The following is a 19,900-nucleotide window of genomic DNA, read 5'->3' on the forward strand; positions in this document are numbered from 1 at the left end:
TTTTAACCTGCAAATTAGGCGGAAGCGGCGGTGGAGAGTTTGCTGGGGGGGAAGTGCAAGGTAAAGGTGCTGCCGCGGCCCGGGGTGCTGTCCACGCTCAGCTCGCCGCTGTGGCGCAGCAGCACGTGTTTGACAATGGCGAGGCCGAGGCCGGTGCCGCCGCTGTCCCGGGAGCGGCCGGCGTCCACGCGGTAGAAGCGCTCGGTGAGGCGGGGGATGTGGATGGGGTCTATGCCGATGCCGCTGTCCTGTACCGAGAAGTGGCCGCCGCGGCTGTCCACTCGCCAGCGCAGCTGGATCGGGCCGCCGGAGGGGCTGTATTTCACCGCGTTCAGCGCCAGGTTGGCGAAGGCGCTGTGCAGCTCGGTGGCGTCGCCGGTGAGGGTGGCGTCCTGCGGGCACTCGACGCTGATCTGGTGGCGCCCGCCGCTGAGCCCGCGGGCCTCCCCCGCCACCCGCTCCATCAGCTCGCGCACCGATATCTGTTCGCGGCCGCTGTTGCGCTCGGAGGTTTCCAGGCGCGCGAGCAGCAGCAGGTCGTTGACCAGACTGGTCATGCGCCGGGTCTGGTCGAGCATCTGGGACAGCGGCCGCTGCCAGCCTTGGGGCGCCTGGCCACTGCCCTCCAGGGTTTCCAGGTAGCCGGCGATCACTGTCAGCGGGGTGCGCAGCTCGTGGGATACGTTGGCGACAAAATCCCGGCGCATCTGTTCCAGGTTGTGCAGCCGGGTGACGTCGCGCACGATCACCAGGGCCTCGTCGCGGCCGTAGCGGGTGACTTCCATCTGCAGGATGCGCGCGTCGTTGCCCGGTGCCGGCAGGGTCAGCGGCTCGCGCCGGCCCTGTTGCTGCATATAGCTGACGAAACCGGGTTCGCGCACGAAATTGATCAGGGGCTGGCCGGCGTCCTCGGGGCGCAGGCCGAGCAGCTCGCCGGCGGCGGGGTTCCACCAGGCCAGATTGCCGTCGTCCTCTAATGCCACTATGCCCTCGCGCAGGGCGCTGGTGCTGTCCTGCACGCGGCGCAACATGGCGTGCAGCTTCTGCTTCTCGCGGCGGTGGCGGCGCTGGAGGCGGTAGAAGTCGTCGTAGATATCGCCCCAGACGCCGAAGGCTGTGGGCGCGGGGCCCCGGCGGCCGTTGGCCAGCCAGCGGTTGAAACGGCTCTGCTGCCAGAGCACCCAGCCCAGGTAGACCGCCAGGCCGAGGGCGATGGCCGGCAGCCAGCGACCGGTGGAGAAGCCGAGAATGGCGCAGCCCAGGGCGATGACTGCAAAGCGCGAGAACTCGCCGATACTGCGATCCAGCATTGAAAGTGTCGCTGTGTTGATTCAGGCGGGCAAAGTCTTACACTTTTTCCGCGGTTTGCACAGAAAAGCGGTAACCGGTGCCGCGCACCGTCTGGATAAAGCGGTCGTGGCCGTCCACTGCCAGGGCCTTGCGCAGGCGGCGGATGTGCACGTCCACGGTGCGCTCCTCCACATAGACGTTGCCGCCCCACACGTGGTCCAGCAACTGGGTGCGGGTATAGGCGCGCTCCTGGTGGGAGAGGAAGAACGTCAGCAGGCGGAATTCCGTGGGGCCCATCTCCACCGCCTGGCCGCCGATGGTCACCCGGTGGCTGATCGGGTCCAGCACCAGTTGGCCGGCGGTGAGCGGTTCCTCCGGGGTGCCGGGGCCGGCGCGGCGCAACACCGCCTTGAGGCGCGCCACCAGCTCCCGGGGGGAAAACGGCTTGGTGATATAGTCGTCGGCGCCGGTCTCCAGGCCCTTGATCTTGTGATCTTCCTCGCCTTTGGCGGTGAGCATGACGATGGGGATGGAGGCGGTGAGTTCATCGCGCTTGAGGCGGCGGGCCAGCTCCACCCCGGACACGTCCGGCAGCATCCAGTCGAGCAGGATCAGGTCCGGCTTTTCATCGATCACCTGCGCGTGCGCGGCCTGGGCGTTTTCCGCTTCGATGCAACGGTACTCCGCCATCTCCAGTGCCACGCGCAGCATATCGCGCACGGCGGCTTCGTCGTCGACTATCAGAATGGTTTTGCTTTGCATCTGTCATACCCTGCTGTTGCCGGCCATTTAACGGCATTCCTGTGACAAATATATGACAGGCGTAAAACAGTCCCAGTCTGGCGGAGCTCAACTTAGCAGATAGTGGAAAAATATTCCGGCAAATACCGCCATGCCCACCCAGTTGTTGTTCAGGAATGCGCGGAAACAGGCATCCCTTTCCCGGCCGCGGATCAGCCACTGCTGGTAGGCGAACAGACCGGCGGCGACGGCCAGGCCGAATTGGTAGGCGGTGCCCAACTCGAAACGGTGGCCGACCAGCAGCAGCGCGAAGAGCACCATCAGCTGCAGCGCGCCGGTCATGGTTCTGTCCATATCGCCGAACAGGATGGCGGTGGACTTGACCCCGACGCGCAGGTCGTCGTCCCGGTCCACCATCGCGTAGAAGGTGTCGTAACACACGGTCCACAGCAGGTTGGCGGTCACCAGCAGCCAGGCGGTGGGCGGCACCTCGCCGGTGGCGCCGGCGAAGGCCATGGGAATGCCCATGCTGAAGGCGGCCCCCAGCACCACCTGCGGCAGGTGGGTGTAGCGCTTGGCGAAGGGGTAGCAGAAAGCCAGCGCCAGCGCCGGCAGGGACATCAAAATGGTGAGCCGGTTGGTGGTGAGCACTAACAAAAACGCGGCCAGGCTCAGGGCGGCGAACAGCAGCAGTGCGCCGCGCGGGGTGACTCGGCCGGTGGCCAGGGGGCGCGCGGCGGTGCGTTTGACGTGGCCGTCGATGCGGCGGTCGGCGAAGTCGTTGACCGCGCAGCCGGCGGCGCGCATCAACAGCACCCCCAGGGTGAATACCGCGAACAGGTGCAGCCCGGGCCAGCCCTCCGCCGCCAGCCACAGCGCTCCCCAGGTGGGCCACAGCAGCAGCAGCGTGCCGATGGGCCTGTCCAGGCGCGCCAGCTGCCAGTAAGGCAGCGCGGCGGGCCAGCGCTGGGAAAGTTGTCGACTAATCATCACGCACTTCCAATTTTTTGAAGGGCGGCCGCTGCGGGCGAAAACCGTCGAGAAAGGCCTCCGCCACCAGCAGCGGTTTGTCCCGCAGCCAGAAGGTGGAGCGGCGCCCCCAGGCGCTCGCGGCCTCCCCGGCCAGTTCGCGCAGTCGGCAGTGGGAATTGCGGCGCAGCCGATTCAGCATGATGGGCCCGCGGCGGGTATCCGGCTGGCTGAACAGCAGCTCCCCCAGCGGGCGGTTGTCCAGGCTGCGCAGATAGCGGGACCTGCCCTGCAGGCTGCGCTCGGGCAGCACGCTGCGCGCGTAGACCCAGGGCCGGCCGCCGCCGTGCAGCAGCACCTCGCGCACCAGTGCCCGCTGGCGCTCGCGCATGTTCAGCGCCCGGCGCTCTTCCAGACGGGGCTGCTGCCAGCGTTGGGACAGCACCTGTACCCGGAAGTCGCCGGCGCTCAGGTGCTTGAGCGCCGCGGTGAGCGATCCCGGGTGCAGCAGCCAGGGCAGCAGTTCCGCCGGCGGGCCCTTCCCCTGCAGGGTTTCCAGCGGCTGGCTCAGCCAGGCGCCGTCCGGTTCGTAGGGGGATTGGTACCCGGGAGGGGAGTAAAGCACTGCAAGCTCCGCGCATTCCACAAAGGCGGGATTGTACAGTGGTCGGGGTCGATGGTCAGTTCCGCTTTGCCCCGGGCCACGCCAGTGGCTATAGTGGCCGGCCGCACGTATAACAACGAGATCAACACGGGAATCACCCCATGGGTTTGACCACTAGAATCCTGCTGGCGATGCTGTTGGGCATTGTCGTCGGTGTACTGTTCAACTTTCTCAGTGCCAGCCAGTTGCTGGGCAGCGGCGTTACCGGGGCCATCGACATTTATCTGGTCGATGGCCTGTTCGATATCGCCGGGCGCATCTTTATCGCCTCGCTGAAACTGATGGTGGTGCCGCTGGTGCTGGTATCGCTGATCTGCGGTGCCTGCGCCCTGTCCGAGGGCAGCCGCGTGGGTGTGCTGGCGGTCAAGACGACAATGCTCTATCTGTTGACCACCGCGGCTGCGATCACGCTCGCCTTGCTGATGGGCACCCTGTTCCAGCCCGGCGAGGGTATGGAGGGCTTGGTTGCCGGCGAGGCCACTTATGAGGCGCCCCCTTCACCGTCGCTGAAGGATGTAGTGATCAACATCTTTCCCACCAACCCGGTGGAGGCCATGGCGGCGGGCAACATGCTGCAGATTATCGTTTTCGCCCTGTTGATGGGCTACGCGGTTTCCCGCAGCGGCGAGCCGGGGCGGCGGATAGCGTCCTTCTTCAACGACCTGAATGACGTCATCATGCGTATGGTGGGGGTGCTGATGGTTTTCGCCCCCTACGGGGTTTTCGCCCTGCTGGCCAAGCTGTTCGCGCAACTGGGCGTGGACGCGATCGTGCAACTGGGCAAGTATTTCCTGGTGGTGTTGGCCACTCTGTTGTTGCACGCGCTGGGGGTCTATTCGCTGTTGCTGAAGCTGTTCTCCGGGTTGAACCCGGTGGAACTGATCAAGAAAATGCGCCCGGCCATGGTATTCGCTTTCAGCACCGCTTCCTCCGCCGCCACCATTCCGGTGACCCTGGCCACGGTGGAGAAGCGCCTGGGGGTGGACAACAAGGTGGCGGCCTTCACCGTTCCCCTGGGGGCCACCATCAATATGGACGGCACGGCGATCATGCAGGGCGTGGCCACGGTGTTTTTCGCCCAGATGTACGGCATCGATATCGGATTGTCGGGCTACCTGATGGTAATCCTCACCGCCACACTGGCCTCGGTGGGCACCGCCGGTGTGCCCGGAGTGGGCCTGATCATGCTGGCGATGGTGCTGCAGCAGGTGGGTCTGCCGCTGGAGGGTATCGGCATCATCCTGGGCGTGGACCGGCTGCTGGATATGGTGCGCACCGCGGTGAATATCACCGGGGATTCGGTGGTCAGCGCTATTGTGGCGAAGAGCGAGGGCGCCCTGTCGGAAGAGACCTTCAACGATCGCAACTACGACAGTGCGGCCAACGGCGGCGGTATGACCGTGAGTGGCCAGTACCGCGCCAGCAACGGATGACCAGTGGCGGCTGCCTTGCGCATGCCGCCCTGACTACTGAGCACTAGGCCGAGCGGGCAAAGGACTCCAGTTCGTCCGCCTCCAGGTCGTCCTCGATGCGCTCCAGTAACTCCTCAACCAGTTCCGACAGCGCCCGCTCGATAGCGCGGTCGGTCGTGTTCTCAATTTCGCCGCCGTCATTGGGGGTAACGACCCGGTATTTCTCGCGTATTTTCAGCTTGGAGATATTTACCTGCTGTTCGCGCATCGCGCTGCCGGAGATATGCTCCAGGCGGTAGCGGTATTCCCCGGAAAGCTCCACGGTGCCTTCTTCCAGCTCGTGGTCTCTCTTGGACTGCAGGCTGCTGAAGTGCTTGATCACGGCGATATCCAGCGTATTGTGCAGGGACAGCAGGCCCTGCCGGTCCACCAACGGTATTTCCTCGTCCGTGAAGAATTCCTGCAGCTGTTGGGCCAGTTCGCCCTCCAGGTGTTGCTTGTACCGGAGTATGGCGGCCTCCTTGAGCTGGCTGAGGCCGTTGCCCTGGCTGGCCTGGGCCAGCAGCAGGGCCAGGTCGCCCCCCTGCACCGGCACGGGGATGTCCATTGTTATCTCCGGGGGGAAGATACTGAGGCTGGGTTTTTGCTCCTCGGCCTGGATGGCGGAGGCGAAGGAAAAGATCAGCAGGCCGGCCAGGGCCAGCCCGCGGGTTGTGCGTCTCATCGCAGGTTTTCTCCAAATACTTATGTTTATTTTTTTGTGATCACTGTCAAAGGCTGCCACTGCTGGGGGGAGAGTGCAACAGCGTGATAATTTTGGTGCTAAATTATCCGGTGGATGGTATCCGGTGGATGGATTCGGTTGTCTGGTACAGTTTTCACATCGCCGCCGGTGCCGGCCGGGAAACCGGTATTCAAGCCTCGGCGTAGCGCGGTTTGTTCTGCAGCCAGCGCGCGATCAGCTGCCGGCGGGCGTTTTCGGTAAGGGCGGCGGAGGCGGCGATTTTCTGCACCTGCGGCAGCAGCTCGGCGTCCCGCTGCAGGTCGGCGATGCGGTGCTGGATCTCGCCGGTCTGGCGGGTGCCGAGGATTTCCCCGGGGCCGCGCAGGCGCAGGTCTTCCTCGGCGATGGCGAAGCCGTCGCTGTGCTGGCGCAGGGCCTGCAGGCGCGCGCGGCCGTTTTGCGACAGCGGTGTGCCGTAGAGCAGCACACAATGACTGGCGATGGAGCCGCGCCCCACCCGCCCGCGCAGCTGGTGTAGCTGGGCCAGGCCCAGTCGCTCGGGGTTTTCAATGATCATCAGGCTGGCGTTGGGCACGTCCACGCCCACCTCGATCACCGTGGTGGCCACCAGCAGGTCTATCTCGCCAGCCTTGAAGGCGTTCATCACCCACTCCTTTTCATCGGCCTTGAGGCGACCGTGCACCAGGCCCACGCGCACACCGTCGAGGGCCTCCGCCAGCTCCGCAGCGGTGGTTTCCGCGGCCTGGGCCTGCAGGCTCTCCGACTCTTCGATCAGGGTGCAGACCCAATAGGCCTGGCGCCCCTCGGCCACTGCGCCCTGCACCCTGGCCACCACCTGGTCGCGGCGCTGGTTGGAGATTGCCACGGTGTTGATCGGCTGGCGCCCGGGGGGCAGTTCGTCGATCACCGAGCAGTCCAGGTCCGCGAAGGCGGACATGGCCAGGGTGCGCGGAATGGGAGTGGCGGTCATGATCAGTTGGTGCGGCTGCACCGCGCCGTCGCCGCCCTTCTGGCGCAGCTGCAAGCGCTGGCGCACGCCGAAACGGTGCTGCTCGTCGATAACCACCAGCGCCAGCCGGTGGAACGTCACCTCTGCCTGAAACAGTGCGTGAGTGCCCACTATCAGCTTTGCTTCGCCGCTGGCGATGGCCGCCAGCTGTGCGCGTCGCTCGGCGGATTTCAGCCCGCCGGTGAGTTGGGCCACGGGGATGCCCAGGGGCTCCAGCCAGTCGTTGAAACTGCGCCGGTGCTGCTCGGCGAGAATTTCCGTGGGCGCCATCACTGCCACCTGGGCGCCGGCGCCGATGGCCTTGAGTGCGGCCAGGGCCGCCACCAGGGTTTTGCCGGCGCCCACATCGCCCTGCAGAAGCCGCATCATCGGGCGATTGCGGCCCAGGTCTTCCGCGATCTCGGCGCAGACCCGCCGCTGTGCGCCGGTGGGGACAAATGGAAGGCGGGAGAGGAAGTCCCTCTCCAGCGCCGGAGAGGGCGCCAACACCGGCGCCGCGTGCACCGCGCTGTTGCGGCGCAGCTCCAGCAGGCTCAAGTGGTGGGCGAGCAGTTCCTCCAGGGCCAGGCGCTGCTGCGCCGGGTGCATGCCGTCGGCCAGCTGGGCCAGGTCGGCACCGGCGGGGGGGCAGTGCAGGTAGCGCAGCGCCTCCGCCAGGGGATAGCGCAGGCGCGCCGGCAGCAGTTCCGCCGGCAGCAGTTCCTCGGCGCCGCACTGGGCGAGCAGTTCCAGCGCCTGTTGCACCAGCCCGCGCAGCCGCGCCTGGCTGACGCCCTCGGTCAGCGGGTAGACCGGGGTGAGGGTTTCCGGCGCGCTGAAGCTGTCGCCGCCGACGATCTCCGTTTCCGGGTGATACAGCTCCAGGCCGGCGGCCCCGCGGCGCGCCTCGCCGTAGCAGCGCAGACGCACACCGGGGGCGAAGCGGTTTTTCTGCGCGGCGGTAAAGTGGAAGTAGCGCAGGGAGAGGGTGCCGCTGCCGTCCTGCAGCCGCACCACCAGGCTGCGCCGGCGGCTGAACACCACGTCCGCGGCGCGCACCTCGCCCTCAATCACCGCGTCCACTCCCGGCGCCAGGGCGGCGATAGGGGTGATGCGGGTGCGGTCCTGGTAGCGCAGCGGCAGGTGGAACAGCAGGTCCTGCACTGTGGCGATATGCAGCTTGGCCAGCACCTGGGCGAACTTGTCGCCCACGCCCTTGAGCGCGGTGACCGGCTGTGCGCTGAGTTCCCCCTCCCGTCCGTCCATGCCTCTCGTTTCCAGTCTCTAGTTTCCAGTTTCCAGATGGCACTGCCCGATGGCGTCGCGCAATATGTCGATCGCCCGGTGGCGCGGGAAGCTGGCGCGCCAGGCCAGGGCCACGGTGCGCCTGGGGGCCGGTGTTGCAAACGGGCGGGTCTCCAGCAGGCCGCTGGCGTATTGGGAGGCGGTGGCCGCGGACAGCGGCAGCACGGTGATGCCCAGGCCCGACGCCACCATATGGCGCAAGGTCTCCAGGGAACTGCCGTCGGCGGCGGTGCGGATATGGCCGCTGCCCGACTCGTTCTCGATGGAGTGCTGCAGCTGCGGGCAGGCCTCCAGCACCTGGTCGCGGAAACAGTGGCCCTCGCCCAGCAGCAGCACATTGTCCCGGGAGAGCTGGTCCGGGGTGATCAGGGACTCTTCCGCCAGGGGATGGCCGGCGGGCATCAGCACCACGAAGGGCTCGTCGTAGAGCGGTTGGGTGACCACGTCCGGCTCGGTAAACGGCAGCGCGATGATGATCGCGTCCAGCTCCCCCTTGCGCAGCCGCTGGCGGAGGGTGGCGGTGTAGCCCTCCTCCACATAGAGGGGCATTTCCGGGGCCAATCGCTGTAATTGTGGAATGAAGTGCGGAAACAGATAGGGTCCGATGGTAAAAATAGCGCCGACGGACAGCGGGCTGGCCAACTGGTCCTTGCCGGCGCTGGCGATGTCCTTGATAGCCGCGGACTGCTCCAGCACCAGCTGCGCCTGGGCCACGATGCGCTCGCCGAGGGGCGTGGCCTGCACGCGGGTCTTGGAGCGCTCGAACAGAGCGACTCCCAGCTCCTTTTCCAGCTTTTTCACGGCGATGGACAGGGTTGGCTGGCTGACGAAGCAGCGCTCGGCGGCGCGGCCGAAGTGCTGCTCCTGGGCCAGGGTCACTATGTAGCGCAGTTCATTCAGAGTCATGGTTCAGGCAATCAGCTGCTTAGGAGTAATAGCAATTATTCATAAATAGCGACCGCAGGCCAATAGAGAATGTGACTGGAGATATCTGTGGTGGCTATTAGTAATTTTTGCTATTTGTGGGCAGGATGAAGGGATAAAGGCGCAAATTTTTGCTATATGTGTAGGGAAACATTGAGCGGAGTATCTCTATGGGCATTCTCTCCTGGATCATTCTCGGACTTATCGCGGGCGTGCTGGCCAAGTGGATCATGCCGGGCCCGGACCCGGGCGGCTGGATCGTCACCATTGTGATCGGCATCGTCGGCGCCTTTATCGGGGGCTGGCTGGGCTCTCTGGTGGGTATTGGCGGGCCGGTAACTCACTTTTCGCTCGGCAGTATAATAACAGCCACCATCGGCGCCATTGTGCTGCTGTTTATCTACCGGATGCTCAAGCGGCGCCACCATTGACGGACAAAGATCGATGAGCCCCGGGGCCTCAGTGCCCCGGGTTTTCGTTGCAGGGAAGAATAATAAATACAGCGGGGACCGCACCCGCGAAACTTTAATTGGGGGGCGCTGTATTGGCCCGGATAAGTACACGGACGGTTATGGCACAGGAAAAACTTTGGATCTTTGGCTGCGGCGACTTGGGCACGCGCTTGGCATTGCAGCTGAATCGACAGGAGTACGCCGTCTACGGTGTACGTCGCAACCCGCTGGTGGCTCTGGCGAACAAGCGCCGGGCCGACGCGGTAAACTGGCGCCGCGGGGACGCCACCAGCAAAGAGGATATCGAGCGGCACTTGGAACAGGGCGCCGACGTGGTGCTCGCCACTTTCACTCCCAGCGAGAGCACCCAGAGTGCCTACCACCGCGCCTATATCGATACCGCCACCGCGCTGGCCGAGGCGCTGCCCAATTTGGCGCGCCCGCCGCGGCTGCTGATCTGGGTTTCCTCCACGCGGGTCTACGGGCAGTGCGGCGACCAGCTTCTCGACGAGCGGACGCCGCCGATTCCCAGCGGCTACCAGGGCGACATTCTGCTGGCGGCGGAGGAAATCATCCGCAACGCGGTGCCCACCGCCTGCGTGGTGCGCTTTGCCGGCATCTACGGCCCGGGGCGCGACCGCCTGCTGTCCCAGGTGCGCGCGGGCCGCTGCGCACCGCCGCTGCCGCCGCAGTACAGCAACCGCATCCACGTGGACGACTGTATCGGTTTTCTTATCCACCTGATGGAACAGCAGAAGCGCGGTTGGTCGCCGGAGCAGCTGTATATCGGCGCCGATTGCACACCGGTACCCATGCACGAACTGCAGCAGTGGCTGGTGAAGGCGATGGGCTATTCCAGCGCGCACCTGCGGGAAATCGTCCGCACTAGCGAGCGGCGCTCGAAGAAACTCAGCAACAGACGGATGCTGGCCAGCGGTTACGAAATGAAATATCCGGATTATCGGTCGGGGTACAGCGCGCTGGTGGAGAGCGAGGGATAATTAATGCGGAATGCGGACAAATCTGCCGGGAGCAGATTTGCACAGCCGAAGGCTGCCCGCGAAGCGGGTGAAGTACAGGGATGTACTTCATGAATGCGCAATCTGGCATCCTGCTGTAGGAGCGGCCCATGGCCGCGATTGAACTTTCGGGATTCCGGAAGACCGATCGCGGCCATGGGCCGCTCCTACGGCACTGAGATGGCTCGCGTATTCATCATTCCGCATTCTGCATTTAAATAACCATCACCCCTTCCGCCTCGAACAGTGCTCCTTTCGGCAATTCCTTCACGCCCACCGCCGCGCGCGCGGGATAGGGCTTGTCGAAAAATTCAGCCATCACTTCGTTGACGGTGGCGAAATTCCCCAGGTCAGTGAGGTACAGGTTGAGCTTGACGACGTGCCCCAGGGAGCCGTTGGCCGCCTCGCACACCGCCTGCAGGTTGCGGAATACCTGGCGCGCCTGCTCGGCGAAATCGCCTGGGACCAGTTCCATGCTCTGGGGGTCCAGCGGAATCTGGCCGGAGAGGTACACGGTGTTGTCGACCTTGACCGCCTGGGAATAGCTGCCGATAGCGGCCGGGGCTTGGTCGGTTTTGATCACGGCGCGGTTGGGCATGGGGGGTACTCCATTGCTTGCTTTGCGGGAAGGAAAGCCGGGCAATATAGCGCGAAACTCCTGAATGCGGAATGCGGAATGCGGAATGCGGAATGCGGAATGCGGAATGCGGAATGCGGAAATACGCGATCCGGCATCCTGCTGTAGAAGCGGCCCATAGTCGCGATTGAACTTTCGGGATTTCCGGAAGACCGATCGCGGCCATGGGCCGCTCCTACGGCACTGAGATGGCCCGCGTATTCCGCATTCCGCATTCATCATTCCGCATTATTCCTTACGGCCTGGCGATGCGTATCACCGCCGGCAGGTTGCGCAGGCGCTTCATCACCCGCGCCAGGTGCACGCGGCTGTTCACTTCCAGGGTCATGGCGATGACGCTGTTGTGCGCGTCCTTTTCGTCCACGTGGATCTGTTCGATGCTGGCGCCCTCCTCCGTGATGCGCGTGGCCAGGCGGGCGATAATGCCGCGTTCGGATTCCACCTCCACGCGAACGTCGCCGAGGAATTCCCCCTTTACGTCCGGCGACCAGTTCACCAGCATGATGTTTTCCGGGTGCTCGCGGAATTCGATGGTGTTGCGGCAGGTGTCCCGGTGCACCACCACGCCCTTGCCGGAGCTGATATGGCCGATGATGGTATCGCCGGGGATCGGGCGGCAGCAGCGGGCGAAACTGATCATCATGCCCTCCTGCGCGTCGATGGTGAGCGGCGAGGAGATATGGCTGGCTTCGGCTTCTTCGCTGCCCGCGGGTACCAGCAGCTTGGCGGCGGAGAAAGCGACCTTGTTGCCCAGGCCGATCTCCTCCAGCAGTTTTTCCAAGGTCGCGCACTTGGCTTCCTGCAGGCCTTTCTGCAGCTGATCTTCGCCCAGGTCTTCCAGCCGGGTGTTGAACTTGCCCAGGGCTTTTTCCAGCAGGCGGCGGCCCAGGGCCACGGAGTCGTGGTGGCGCTGGTGCTTGAGGAAATGCCGGATGGCGCTGCGCGCCTTGGCGGTGACCACGAAGTTGAGCCAGGTAGGGTTGGGCTGGGCGTTCTTGCTGGTGAGGATCTCCACCTTCTGCCCGCTCTCCAGCGGCTGCGACAGGGGCGCCAGGCGCTGGTTGATGCGCACTGCCACGCAGGAGTTGCCGATATCCGTGTGCACCGAGTAGGCGAAATCCACCGCGGTGGCGCCGGCGGGCAGGTCGACGATCTGTCCCTTCGGGGTGAACACGTAGACCTCGTCCGGGAAGAGATCGATCTTGACGTTCTCGATAAATTCCAATGAATCGCCGGCGCGCTGCTGCATCTCCAGCAGGCCCTGCACCCAGCGTCGCGCGCGAACCTGGCTGGTGCCGCCGGTGTTGATCACCTCGTCGCCGGCGGCCTTGTACAGCCAGTGGGCGGCGATGCCGCTGTTGGCCATCTCGTCCATTTCCTTGGTGCGCACCTGCACTTCGATGGGCACACCGTGCATGCCCAGCAGTACCGTGTGCAGCGACTGGTAGCCGTTGGATTTGGGGATGGCGATATAGTCCTTGAACTCGCTGATCACCGGTTTGTACAGGTTGTGCATCACCCCCAGCACCCGGTAGCAGGCGTCCACGCTGTCCACGATGATGCGGAAGGCATAGACGTCCATGATTTCCCTGAAGGATTTCTTCTTGGTGCGCATCTTCTGGTAGATGCTGTACAGGTGCTTCTCGCGACCGATCACCAGCGCGTCTATGCCCTCCCGCTGCAGGCGCAGTTCGATAGCGTTCTGGATTTTTTCCAGCAGCTCCTTGCGGTTGCCGCGCGCTGCGACCAGAGCCGCGCGCAGGCGGCTGGCGCGCAGCGGGTAGATGGCGAAGAAGGCGCGGTCCTCGAATTCGATGCGCACGTCGTTCATGCCCAGGCGGTTGGCGATGGGCGCGTAGATCTCCAGGGTCTCGCGGGCGATGCGCGCGCGTTTCTGCGGCTTCAGCGCGCCGAGTGTGCGCATGTTGTGCAACCGGTCGGCGAGCTTTACCAGGATCACGCGGATATCCCGCGCCATGGCCAGGGCCATCTTCTGGAAATTTTCCGCCTGCTTTTCCGCCGGGCTGTCGGTCTCGAACTGAGTCAGCTTGGAGACGCCGTCCACCAGGTCCGCCACTTCCTCGCCGAACTGCTCCTCCAGCGCGGCCTTGGGAATGCCGGTGTCCTCGATCACATCGTGGAGCATGGCCGCGGCCAGGCTCTGGTGGTCCATGTGCATACCGGCGAGGATGGTGGCCACCGCCAGCGGATGGGTGACGTAGGGTTCTCCGGAGCGGCGCTGCTGGCCATCGTGGGCCTGTTCCGCGTAGAAATAGGCCCGGCGGATTCTCTGGATCTGGTCAGGGGGGAGATAGGAGGAGAGGCGGTGGGCCAGACTGTCGATAGTGTGCAAAGCCGCGCGCGCCTCTCAAAGTTGAAGAATCGGATTCAATCACAGGTCCTGTTCGGACAGGTAGACCGGGGCGGAGGTGGCCGGCGTCACGGTGGCCTCCTCTTCCGGCTCGTCGAGGATACCGGCGTCCACCAGGCCCTCCTCGATTTCGCGCAGGGCGATGACCGTGGGCTTGTCGTTCTCCTCCGGCACCAGCGGATCTCTACCGCCGGTGGCGATCTGGCGGGCGCGCTTGCTGCCCACGATAACCAGCTCGAAGCGGTTGTCCACGTGCTCGAGGCAATCTTCAACGGTGATACGTGCCATAAACTTTCGATTCCATTGCAGTGCCCCTACCTATTAGGGGCGAATTCGGTACAGGACCGATTATTTTACCGCAGCGCGGGGTGTACGTAAATCGACCAGCCGATGCCGCGGGAGGGTATGGCGACAACTGCCGGCGAAATCAGGCATGGCGCAGCAGTGCCTGCAACAGATCCCCGTGGCGCTGCTGTTGGCGTTCCAGACTCTGGCGCTGGGCGCTGACCACAGCGCGCAACTCATCCAGGGCGGTGTCGAAATCGTCGTTGATCACCAGGTAATCCGCTTCCACGTAGTGGGACATTTCGTCGATGGCCTGTTCCATGCGCCGTTCGATCACGCTGCGGTCGTCCTGGCCGCGCCCGGTCAGCCGTTCGCGCAGGGCCTCCTGGGAGGGGGGCAGGATAAAGATGCTCACGGTGTCCGGCAGCAGCCGGCGCACCTGGGCGGCGCCCTGCCAGTCGATCTCCAGGATCACGTCGTGGCCCGCAGCCAGGGTTTCCCGCACCCAGTGCCTGGAAGTGCCGTAGTAGTTGTCGAACACCCGGGCGTGTTCCAGGAAAGCGCCCTCGTCGAGCATCTGCTCAAAGCTGGCGCGGTCGACGAAGTGGTAGTTGACCCCGTCCTTTTCGCCCGGGCGCATGGGTCTGGTGGTGTGGGACACCGATACGGTGACCTGGCTGTCGCTGTCCACCAGCGCCTTGACCAGGCTGGTTTTTCCCGCTCCGGAGGGGGCGGAGACGGTGAAGAGGGTTCCTGTCGGCACAACTGATCCTGTATCCGGCAAATGCGCCGGCCATTATACCCGAGGTGAGAGCAACTGAAGGATTTGGGAGAGCGGGCATGCGGCACACGGATGTGCCGTCGCCGGCCGGCGCGAACCTTTTGATCGGTTGGTAGATAGAAGGCTGAGTCCCGGTCGGTGTTTGGGGGGAATGCGGGGACTGTGCCACAGGGGCGGGTGCCGGGAAACGGCGGCGGGGGAAGATTTCGGAATTCGTAGAGTTTTGGGGCCGGGACATGGGGACGAACACGAGGTTCGCCCCCAGGGGAAAAAGGGAGGCCCCGTCGGCCTCCCTATACAGCGATTAAGGGGTCGCCTCTGCCTCCAGGGTTACTCCGGAATAGGCGGAGTAGCCGCGGATGCTGATATACCAGGTGCCCGCGCTGGGATTGCTGAAGCTGCAGCTCTCATCGTTGCCGTAGCGGTAGGGCCGGCAGTCGTAGCTGCCGGTGGTGGGCTCGGCGCCGTAGCGTACGTAGAGGTCGCCGTCACCGCTGCCGCCGGACATCTGCACGTCCAGCGAGGCCATGCCGGAGGACACGTCCAGGGTGAAGTGCTGCCAGGAGCCCCCGCTGCCGGACAGGTCGGTCTCGGTCCAGCCGCTGCCATTGCCGCCGCCGCTTTCGTCGAAGCTGCCCACCAGGCTCACGCCTGAGAAGCTGCTGTAGGCGCGGACCATCACATAGTAGGTGCCGGCCTGCACATTGGAGATGCTACAGGTCTCGCTGTTGCCGCCGACATAGGGCCGGCAGTCGTAGCTGGAGGTGGTGGGCGCGGCGCCGTAGCGCACGTAGAGGTCCGCGTCGCCGCTGCCGCCGGAGATCTGGAATTGCAGGTCGGAGGCGCCGGCGGGCACTTCCAGGGTGTAGTGCAGTTCCTCGTTGGTGCTGGCGGACAGGTTGGCCTCGGCTACGCCGTTTTCCAGTGTTCCGCCACTCGGCGGCGGCGGCGGCGGATCGATGTCGCCGCCAACCGCGGCTGCGGCGTCCACGATGCCGGAACCGCACTGGCTGCAGGACGCGGGGAAGCTGCGTGCGGTGTTCACCAGGATGGACTCCACTTCCGTGGGGGTAATGCCCGGATTTGCCGCGTAGAGCAGTGCGGCGGCGCCGGCCACGTGGGGGGCGGCCATGCTGGTGCCCTGGAAGAAGTCGTAGTTGTCGTTGGCCGGGCCCTGGGCGCCGCTGTTCAGGGTGGAGAGCACTCCGTTGCTGAGTGTGGAGGTGTCGCCGCCGGGCGCCGCCACGTCCACCACGCTGCCGTAGTTGGAGTACCAGGCGCGGCCGCCGGACCTGTCTACCGAGGCCACGGTGACCACACCGGAGCAGCTGGCCGGGGTGAAGCCGCCGGCGTCGGCACTGGAGTTGCCCGCAGCCACCACCACGGTGGCGCCCAGATTGCGCGCGGTGTTGATCGCATTCTGGGTGGTGGTGCCGCAGCTGCCAGGGCCGCCCAGGCTCAGGTTCAGCACCTGCGCCGGGTTGGCGTTGGCGGGCACGCCGCTGACCGTGCCGCCGGCGCCCCAGATAATCCCGTCGGCGATATCGGAGGTGTAGCCGCCGCAGCGGCCCAGCACGCGGATCGGTACCACTTTGGCCTTGTAGGCCACGCCGGCCACGCCGATGCCGTTGTTGGTGGCAGCGGCGATGGTGCCGGCCACATGGGTGCCGTGCCAGCTGCTATCCCTCGCGGGCCGGCCGGCACCGCAGGCGCCGGCCGGTTCCCAGTCGCCCGGGTCGCTGGCATCGCTGTCGCGGCCGTCGCCGTCCTGGGCCACATCCGGATCGGAGATCATGTCGTAACCCGGCAGCAGGTTGTCCACCAGGTCCGCGTGGGGGCGGTAACCGGTGTCGATCACCCCGACCACCACGCCTTCACCCTCGGTGACGTCCCAGGCGGAGGGCAGGTTCAGGCCGGCGGTGGATTCGAAGTAGTGCCACTGCTGGTTGTAAAGCGGATCGGTGGGGACGGCCATGGGTTGCAGCAGCAGGTCGGGTTCCGCGTATTCCACGTTGGGGTCCTGCTGCAGGCGGCTGACAATGTCCGCCAGTTCCGTCTTTCCCTTGCGGCCGTTGAGGCGCATCAGCTGGGCCCCGGTGGCCAGGCGCCGCATGTGCTTCAGCTCGGTGCCGGCCAGGTGTGAGGCATTGTCCAGCGCCGCGCGGGACATGCTGGAGGCGATCCCCATCTGCGAGGAGCTCTTGTATTTGACGATAATACGGTCGGTGATTGCCGCCGTATTGGCGGGGACCGCCGAGGGACTGTTGTGTTCCACCGCAGTGGCTGCGAGAGGTACACCGGCCAACAGCGCAACTGCGCCGGCCGTTGCCGATTTCCGCAATAGGTTTCTGAAAAGTACTTTCATTGTTGCTAAATGCTCCGTGGTTGTTTTTATCCGCCGTGCCCGATTGTCTGTGTGGGCACGTGGTTTGATTCTCCTGATACTGCAGGTTTTTTTGTCTTGTCTGTCCCTCCTTATTTGACCGGGTGAATGGATTGAGTGAAATTCACTTGCACCGATCTGGTGCAAGTGAATGATTTTTCGGGAGAAAGAAGCTCAGATCGATAATCAACTTTGTCCTAATGTTTACCTATAACGGAAAGGTACTTCCTTACCTCATGGCAAAATAAAGACAAATATTGAAATTTTTGGCAAAAAAAGGATTTTCTACAGTGTGGGCGTGTGTGTTCGGATAATACTGAGACATAGTTCTCAGTCATTTTGAGAAAGAGAACGCGTGTTGTTGCCGTGGAGGACGGTTGAGATAATCCGGATCGGCAGCTGGGGATAAACCCGGCTGTTTTTTTGAGAAAATAACAAAACGCGAGAAATCTCATGTCCACAACAGCCAACCCCTACGCTTCGCCGGAGACCCCAGATCTGGTTCAGGAGAAGGATATACAGCCGGCAGAGCCGAAAATCTTTTCCTTCGCCGGCCGCCTGGGCCGTCTGCGTCTGGTGACCTATTCGCTGGTCTCTTCTTTTATCTTTATGGTGGCCTGCTCGCTGGCCGTGGCTGTGTTGACACCTGTCAGCGCGTGGCTGGGGGTCCTGGCTTACATTGCCCTGCTGCTGGTCAGCATGGTTTACGGGTTTTCCCTGTATGTGCGCCGCCTGCACGATCTGGGGCATTCGGGGATCTGGCTGCTGTTGTTTGTCGTGCCCCTGGTCAATCTGGGGCTGCTGATCTACCTGCTGTTCTTCCCCGGCAAGGAGGGCGCCAACGAGTACGGAGCCAGGACGATCCCCAATTCATCGGGTGTGATCGTCGGCTTTATTCTGAGTATTTTTCTCGGCATTGCGTCTATCGGCATCATTGCCGCGATCGCCATACCCGCATACCAGGGTTACGTCGAGCGGGCGCAGATGAAAATGTAGCTTCGGAAGCGCTGTGCCAAATGACGAAAAAAGCCGCTCTAAGCGGCTTTTTTCGGTGAATAGTCGGGAGCAGAGAAGCTATTCGATATTCTGCACCTGCTCCCGCATCTGCTCGATCAGTACTTTCAATTCCACTGCAGCCTGAGTGGTATCGCTCACCGCGGATTTGGATGAGAGGGTGTTCGCCTCCCGGTTGAATTCCTGCATCAGGAAGTCCAGCCGCCGGCCGATGGGGCCGCCGCCTTTCAGTACGCGCCGGGTCTCCGCCACGTGGGCGTCCAGGCGGTCCAGTTCCTCGTCCACGTCGGCCTTCTGGGCGAGAAAGGCCATTTCCTGCTCCAGCCGGTCCCGGTCCAGTTCCGCGAGCAGCTCTTCGAGCCGCCCGCGCAGTTTTTCCCGCTGCGCCTGCAGGATTTGCGGCAACAGTTCGCGAACCCGCGCGACCTGCTCCTCGACCCGCTGCAATCGGGTTTCGATAAATTTGCGCAGTTCCGCGCCCTCGCGCTCGCGGTTGGCGTTGAGCTGGGACAGGGCCTCGTCGAAAGCGGCGAGGATCGCCTGCGCCTGCTGCTCCACATCCGTCTGCAGTTCTGCGATGGCGCCGGGCCACTGCAGCAGTTCCAGGGGATTGATCGGCGCGGTATTGGGCAGCTCGGCGGCCACGGAGTCGGCGGCCTGCGCCAGTGCGCGGACCAGTTCGCGATTGACTTCCAGGCTGGCGCTTTCGCTGCCGGTGGCTTTGAGGCTGAGGGTCAGCTCCACCTTGCCCCGCGCGAGCTGCTTGCGCAGCTTCTCGCGCAGCTGGGATTCCAGCGGACGCGCGGTTTCCGGCAGGCGGAACAGCGGCTCCAGGTAGCGGTGGTTGACGGAGCGCAGCTCCCAGGTGGCGGTGCCGGTAGCGTAGGGCGCCTCGGCGCGGCCGAAGGCGGTCATGCTGCGCACGCAGTCGTTGTGAACCTTGTTGCTGGCCATAAGTTTCTCCGCGAGGTGGCCGGGAATCATAGCACAGCCGCCGCGGGTGGCCCGGGCAGGTATAATGCCGCTTTTTGAACCGACCCGAGGTGAATTATGCAGCGTCCCAGCGGCCGCGCGCCCGAACAGTTGCGCCCCGTGCGCATTACCCGCCACTACACCCGCCACGCGGAGGGCTCCGTACTGGTGGAGTTCGGTGATACCAAAGTGCTGTGCAACGCCTCGGTGGCCGCCGAGGTGCCGCGTTTCCTGCGCGGCCAGGGCAGCGGCTGGATTACCGCCGAGTACGGCATGCTGCCCCGCTCCACCGGTTCGCGCATGGGGCGGGAGGCGGCGCGCGGCAAACAGGGCGGGCGCACGGTGGAGATCCAGCGGCTGATCGGCCGCTCCCTGCGCGCGGCGGTGGACTTGAAACTGCTGGGGGAAAACCAGATCACCCTGGATTGCGACGTGATCCAGGCGGACGGCGGCACCCGCACCGCGGCGATTACCGGCGCCTGTGTGGCGCTGGTGGATGCGCTGCGCACTATGCAGCGGGAGAAAATCATCGATACCGATCCGCTGATCAGTCTCGTCGCGGCGGTCTCCGTGGGTATCTACGAGGGCGAGGCGGTGCTGGACCTGGACTACCCGGAGGACAGCCGCGCGGACACCGATATGAACCTGGTGATGGCAGAAGACGGCGGCATGATCGAGGTGCAGGGCACCGCCGAGGGGGCGCCCTTTACCGAGGCGCAGTTCTCGCGCATGTTGGCGCTGGGGAAGGCGGGGATCGGCGAACTGACTGCGCTGCAGAAGAAGGCGCTGGCAGAATAGTGCGGAATGCGGAATGCGGAATGCGGAATGCGGAATGCGGAATGCGGAATGCGGAATGCGGAAAGGCTACTCTGTGCGTAACTGCTCACCCCTGTAGGAGCGGCGGGCGGCCAACCGCCATGCCCGCGAACAGAGCCCGATCGCGGGCAT

At 64.3% G+C, this 19,900-nt stretch carries 18 protein-coding genes; 5 read left to right on the plus strand and 13 right to left on the minus strand.

Features of this window, described 5'->3' with window-relative positions:
• Positions 1-14 precede the first annotated feature (14 nt).
• The 4 genes from phoR to ACRC0P_RS10815 all read right to left on the minus strand — a co-directional run bounded on the left by phoR (position 15) and on the right by ACRC0P_RS10815 (position 3,625).
• Positions 15-1,310, minus strand: a complete 1,296-nt coding sequence (phoR, locus tag ACRC0P_RS10800; protein WP_438630724.1) for a phosphate regulon sensor histidine kinase PhoR — start codon at positions 1,308-1,310, stop codon at positions 15-17.
• Between the two features lie 37 nt (positions 1,311-1,347).
• Complete coding sequence (phoB, locus tag ACRC0P_RS10805; protein WP_438630726.1) at positions 1,348-2,052, minus strand: phosphate regulon transcriptional regulator PhoB; 705 nt, start codon at positions 2,050-2,052, stop codon at positions 1,348-1,350.
• 87 nt (positions 2,053-2,139) lie between these two features.
• On the minus strand, positions 2,140-3,021 hold the full coding sequence (gene ubiA, locus ACRC0P_RS10810; RefSeq protein WP_438630728.1) for a 4-hydroxybenzoate octaprenyltransferase: 882 nt from the start codon (positions 3,019-3,021) through the stop codon (positions 2,140-2,142).
• Positions 3,014-3,625: a chorismate--pyruvate lyase family protein gene (locus ACRC0P_RS10815; protein ID WP_438630730.1), complete on the minus strand. Its 612-nt coding sequence runs from the start codon at positions 3,623-3,625 to the stop codon at positions 3,014-3,016. The genes ubiA and ACRC0P_RS10815 overlap by 8 nt, the downstream gene beginning before the upstream one ends.
• 140 nt (positions 3,626-3,765) lie before the next feature.
• Between ACRC0P_RS10815 and ACRC0P_RS10820 the strand changes: the two genes are divergently transcribed.
• Positions 3,766-5,097 (plus strand): dicarboxylate/amino acid:cation symporter, encoded by a 1,332-nt coding sequence (locus ACRC0P_RS10820; protein WP_438630732.1) that lies wholly within the window; start codon positions 3,766-3,768, stop codon positions 5,095-5,097.
• 43 nt (positions 5,098-5,140) lie between these two features.
• Here ACRC0P_RS10820 and ACRC0P_RS10825 read toward each other — a convergent pair whose 3' ends face one another.
• The 3 genes from ACRC0P_RS10825 to ACRC0P_RS10835 all read right to left on the minus strand — a co-directional run bounded on the left by ACRC0P_RS10825 (position 5,141) and on the right by ACRC0P_RS10835 (position 9,020).
• A complete protein-coding gene (locus tag ACRC0P_RS10825; protein ID WP_438630734.1) occupies positions 5,141-5,800 on the minus strand; it encodes a hypothetical protein in 660 nt (219 codons plus the stop codon).
• A gap of 190 nt (positions 5,801-5,990) precedes the next feature.
• A complete protein-coding gene (gene recG, locus ACRC0P_RS10830) occupies positions 5,991-8,075 on the minus strand; it encodes an ATP-dependent DNA helicase RecG (protein ID WP_438630736.1) in 2,085 nt (694 codons plus the stop codon).
• An 18-nt stretch (positions 8,076-8,093) separates the two neighbouring features.
• Positions 8,094-9,020 (minus strand): hydrogen peroxide-inducible genes activator, encoded by a 927-nt coding sequence (locus ACRC0P_RS10835; RefSeq protein ID WP_438630738.1) that lies wholly within the window; start codon positions 9,018-9,020, stop codon positions 8,094-8,096.
• Positions 9,021-9,208: 188 nt separating this feature from the next.
• Between ACRC0P_RS10835 and ACRC0P_RS10840 the strand changes: the two genes are divergently transcribed.
• Both ACRC0P_RS10840 and ACRC0P_RS10845 read left to right on the plus strand, forming a co-directional pair.
• On the plus strand, positions 9,209-9,469 hold the full coding sequence (locus ACRC0P_RS10840) for a GlsB/YeaQ/YmgE family stress response membrane protein (RefSeq protein WP_438630740.1): 261 nt from the start codon (positions 9,209-9,211) through the stop codon (positions 9,467-9,469).
• A gap of 140 nt (positions 9,470-9,609) precedes the next feature.
• On the plus strand, positions 9,610-10,491 hold the full coding sequence (locus tag ACRC0P_RS10845; RefSeq protein ID WP_438630742.1) for an NAD-dependent epimerase/dehydratase family protein: 882 nt from the start codon (positions 9,610-9,612) through the stop codon (positions 10,489-10,491).
• A 232-nt stretch (positions 10,492-10,723) separates the two neighbouring features.
• Here the strand turns inward: ACRC0P_RS10845 and ACRC0P_RS10850 are convergent, their stop codons facing one another.
• The 5 genes from ACRC0P_RS10850 to ACRC0P_RS10870 form a co-directional block, all read right to left on the minus strand.
• Positions 10,724-11,107 carry a RidA family protein gene (locus tag ACRC0P_RS10850; protein ID WP_438630744.1) on the minus strand — a complete coding sequence of 128 codons (384 nt, stop codon included), beginning with the start codon at positions 11,105-11,107 and terminating at the stop codon, positions 10,724-10,726.
• A 274-nt stretch (positions 11,108-11,381) separates the two neighbouring features.
• The gene (gene spoT / locus ACRC0P_RS10855; protein WP_438630746.1) at positions 11,382-13,499 is read right to left on the minus strand and encodes a bifunctional GTP diphosphokinase/guanosine-3',5'-bis pyrophosphate 3'-pyrophosphohydrolase; all 2,118 of its coding nucleotides are present in this window, start codon (positions 13,497-13,499) and stop codon (positions 11,382-11,384) included.
• 39 nt (positions 13,500-13,538) lie between these two features.
• On the minus strand, positions 13,539-13,805 hold the full coding sequence (gene rpoZ, locus ACRC0P_RS10860; RefSeq protein ID WP_438630748.1) for a DNA-directed RNA polymerase subunit omega: 267 nt from the start codon (positions 13,803-13,805) through the stop codon (positions 13,539-13,541).
• Between the two features lie 139 nt (positions 13,806-13,944).
• Positions 13,945-14,565: a guanylate kinase gene (gmk, locus tag ACRC0P_RS10865; RefSeq protein WP_438630750.1), complete on the minus strand. Its 621-nt coding sequence runs from the start codon at positions 14,563-14,565 to the stop codon at positions 13,945-13,947.
• A 322-nt stretch (positions 14,566-14,887) separates the two neighbouring features.
• Entirely contained in the window at positions 14,888-16,858 is a 1,971-nt protein-coding gene (locus ACRC0P_RS10870; protein WP_438630752.1) for a S8 family peptidase, read from the minus strand.
• Positions 16,859-17,419: 561 nt separating this feature from the next.
• Here ACRC0P_RS10870 and ACRC0P_RS10875 point away from each other — a divergent pair.
• On the plus strand, positions 17,420-17,962 hold the full coding sequence (locus ACRC0P_RS10875) for a DUF805 domain-containing protein (protein ID WP_438630754.1): 543 nt from the start codon (positions 17,420-17,422) through the stop codon (positions 17,960-17,962).
• 78 nt (positions 17,963-18,040) lie between these two features.
• Here ACRC0P_RS10875 and ACRC0P_RS10880 read toward each other — a convergent pair whose 3' ends face one another.
• A complete protein-coding gene (locus ACRC0P_RS10880; protein ID WP_438630756.1) occupies positions 18,041-18,934 on the minus strand; it encodes a YicC/YloC family endoribonuclease in 894 nt (297 codons plus the stop codon).
• Between the two features lie 96 nt (positions 18,935-19,030).
• Here ACRC0P_RS10880 and rph point away from each other — a divergent pair, with 96 nt between their 5' ends.
• The gene (gene rph / locus ACRC0P_RS10885) at positions 19,031-19,750 is read left to right on the plus strand and encodes a ribonuclease PH (protein ID WP_438630758.1); all 720 of its coding nucleotides are present in this window, start codon (positions 19,031-19,033) and stop codon (positions 19,748-19,750) included.
• The last annotated feature ends 150 nt before the right edge of the window (positions 19,751-19,900 follow it).

Origin of the sequence: Microbulbifer sp., assembly GCF_051659245.1 — a bacterium.
Classification (GTDB): Bacteria; Pseudomonadota; Gammaproteobacteria; order Pseudomonadales; family Cellvibrionaceae; genus Microbulbifer.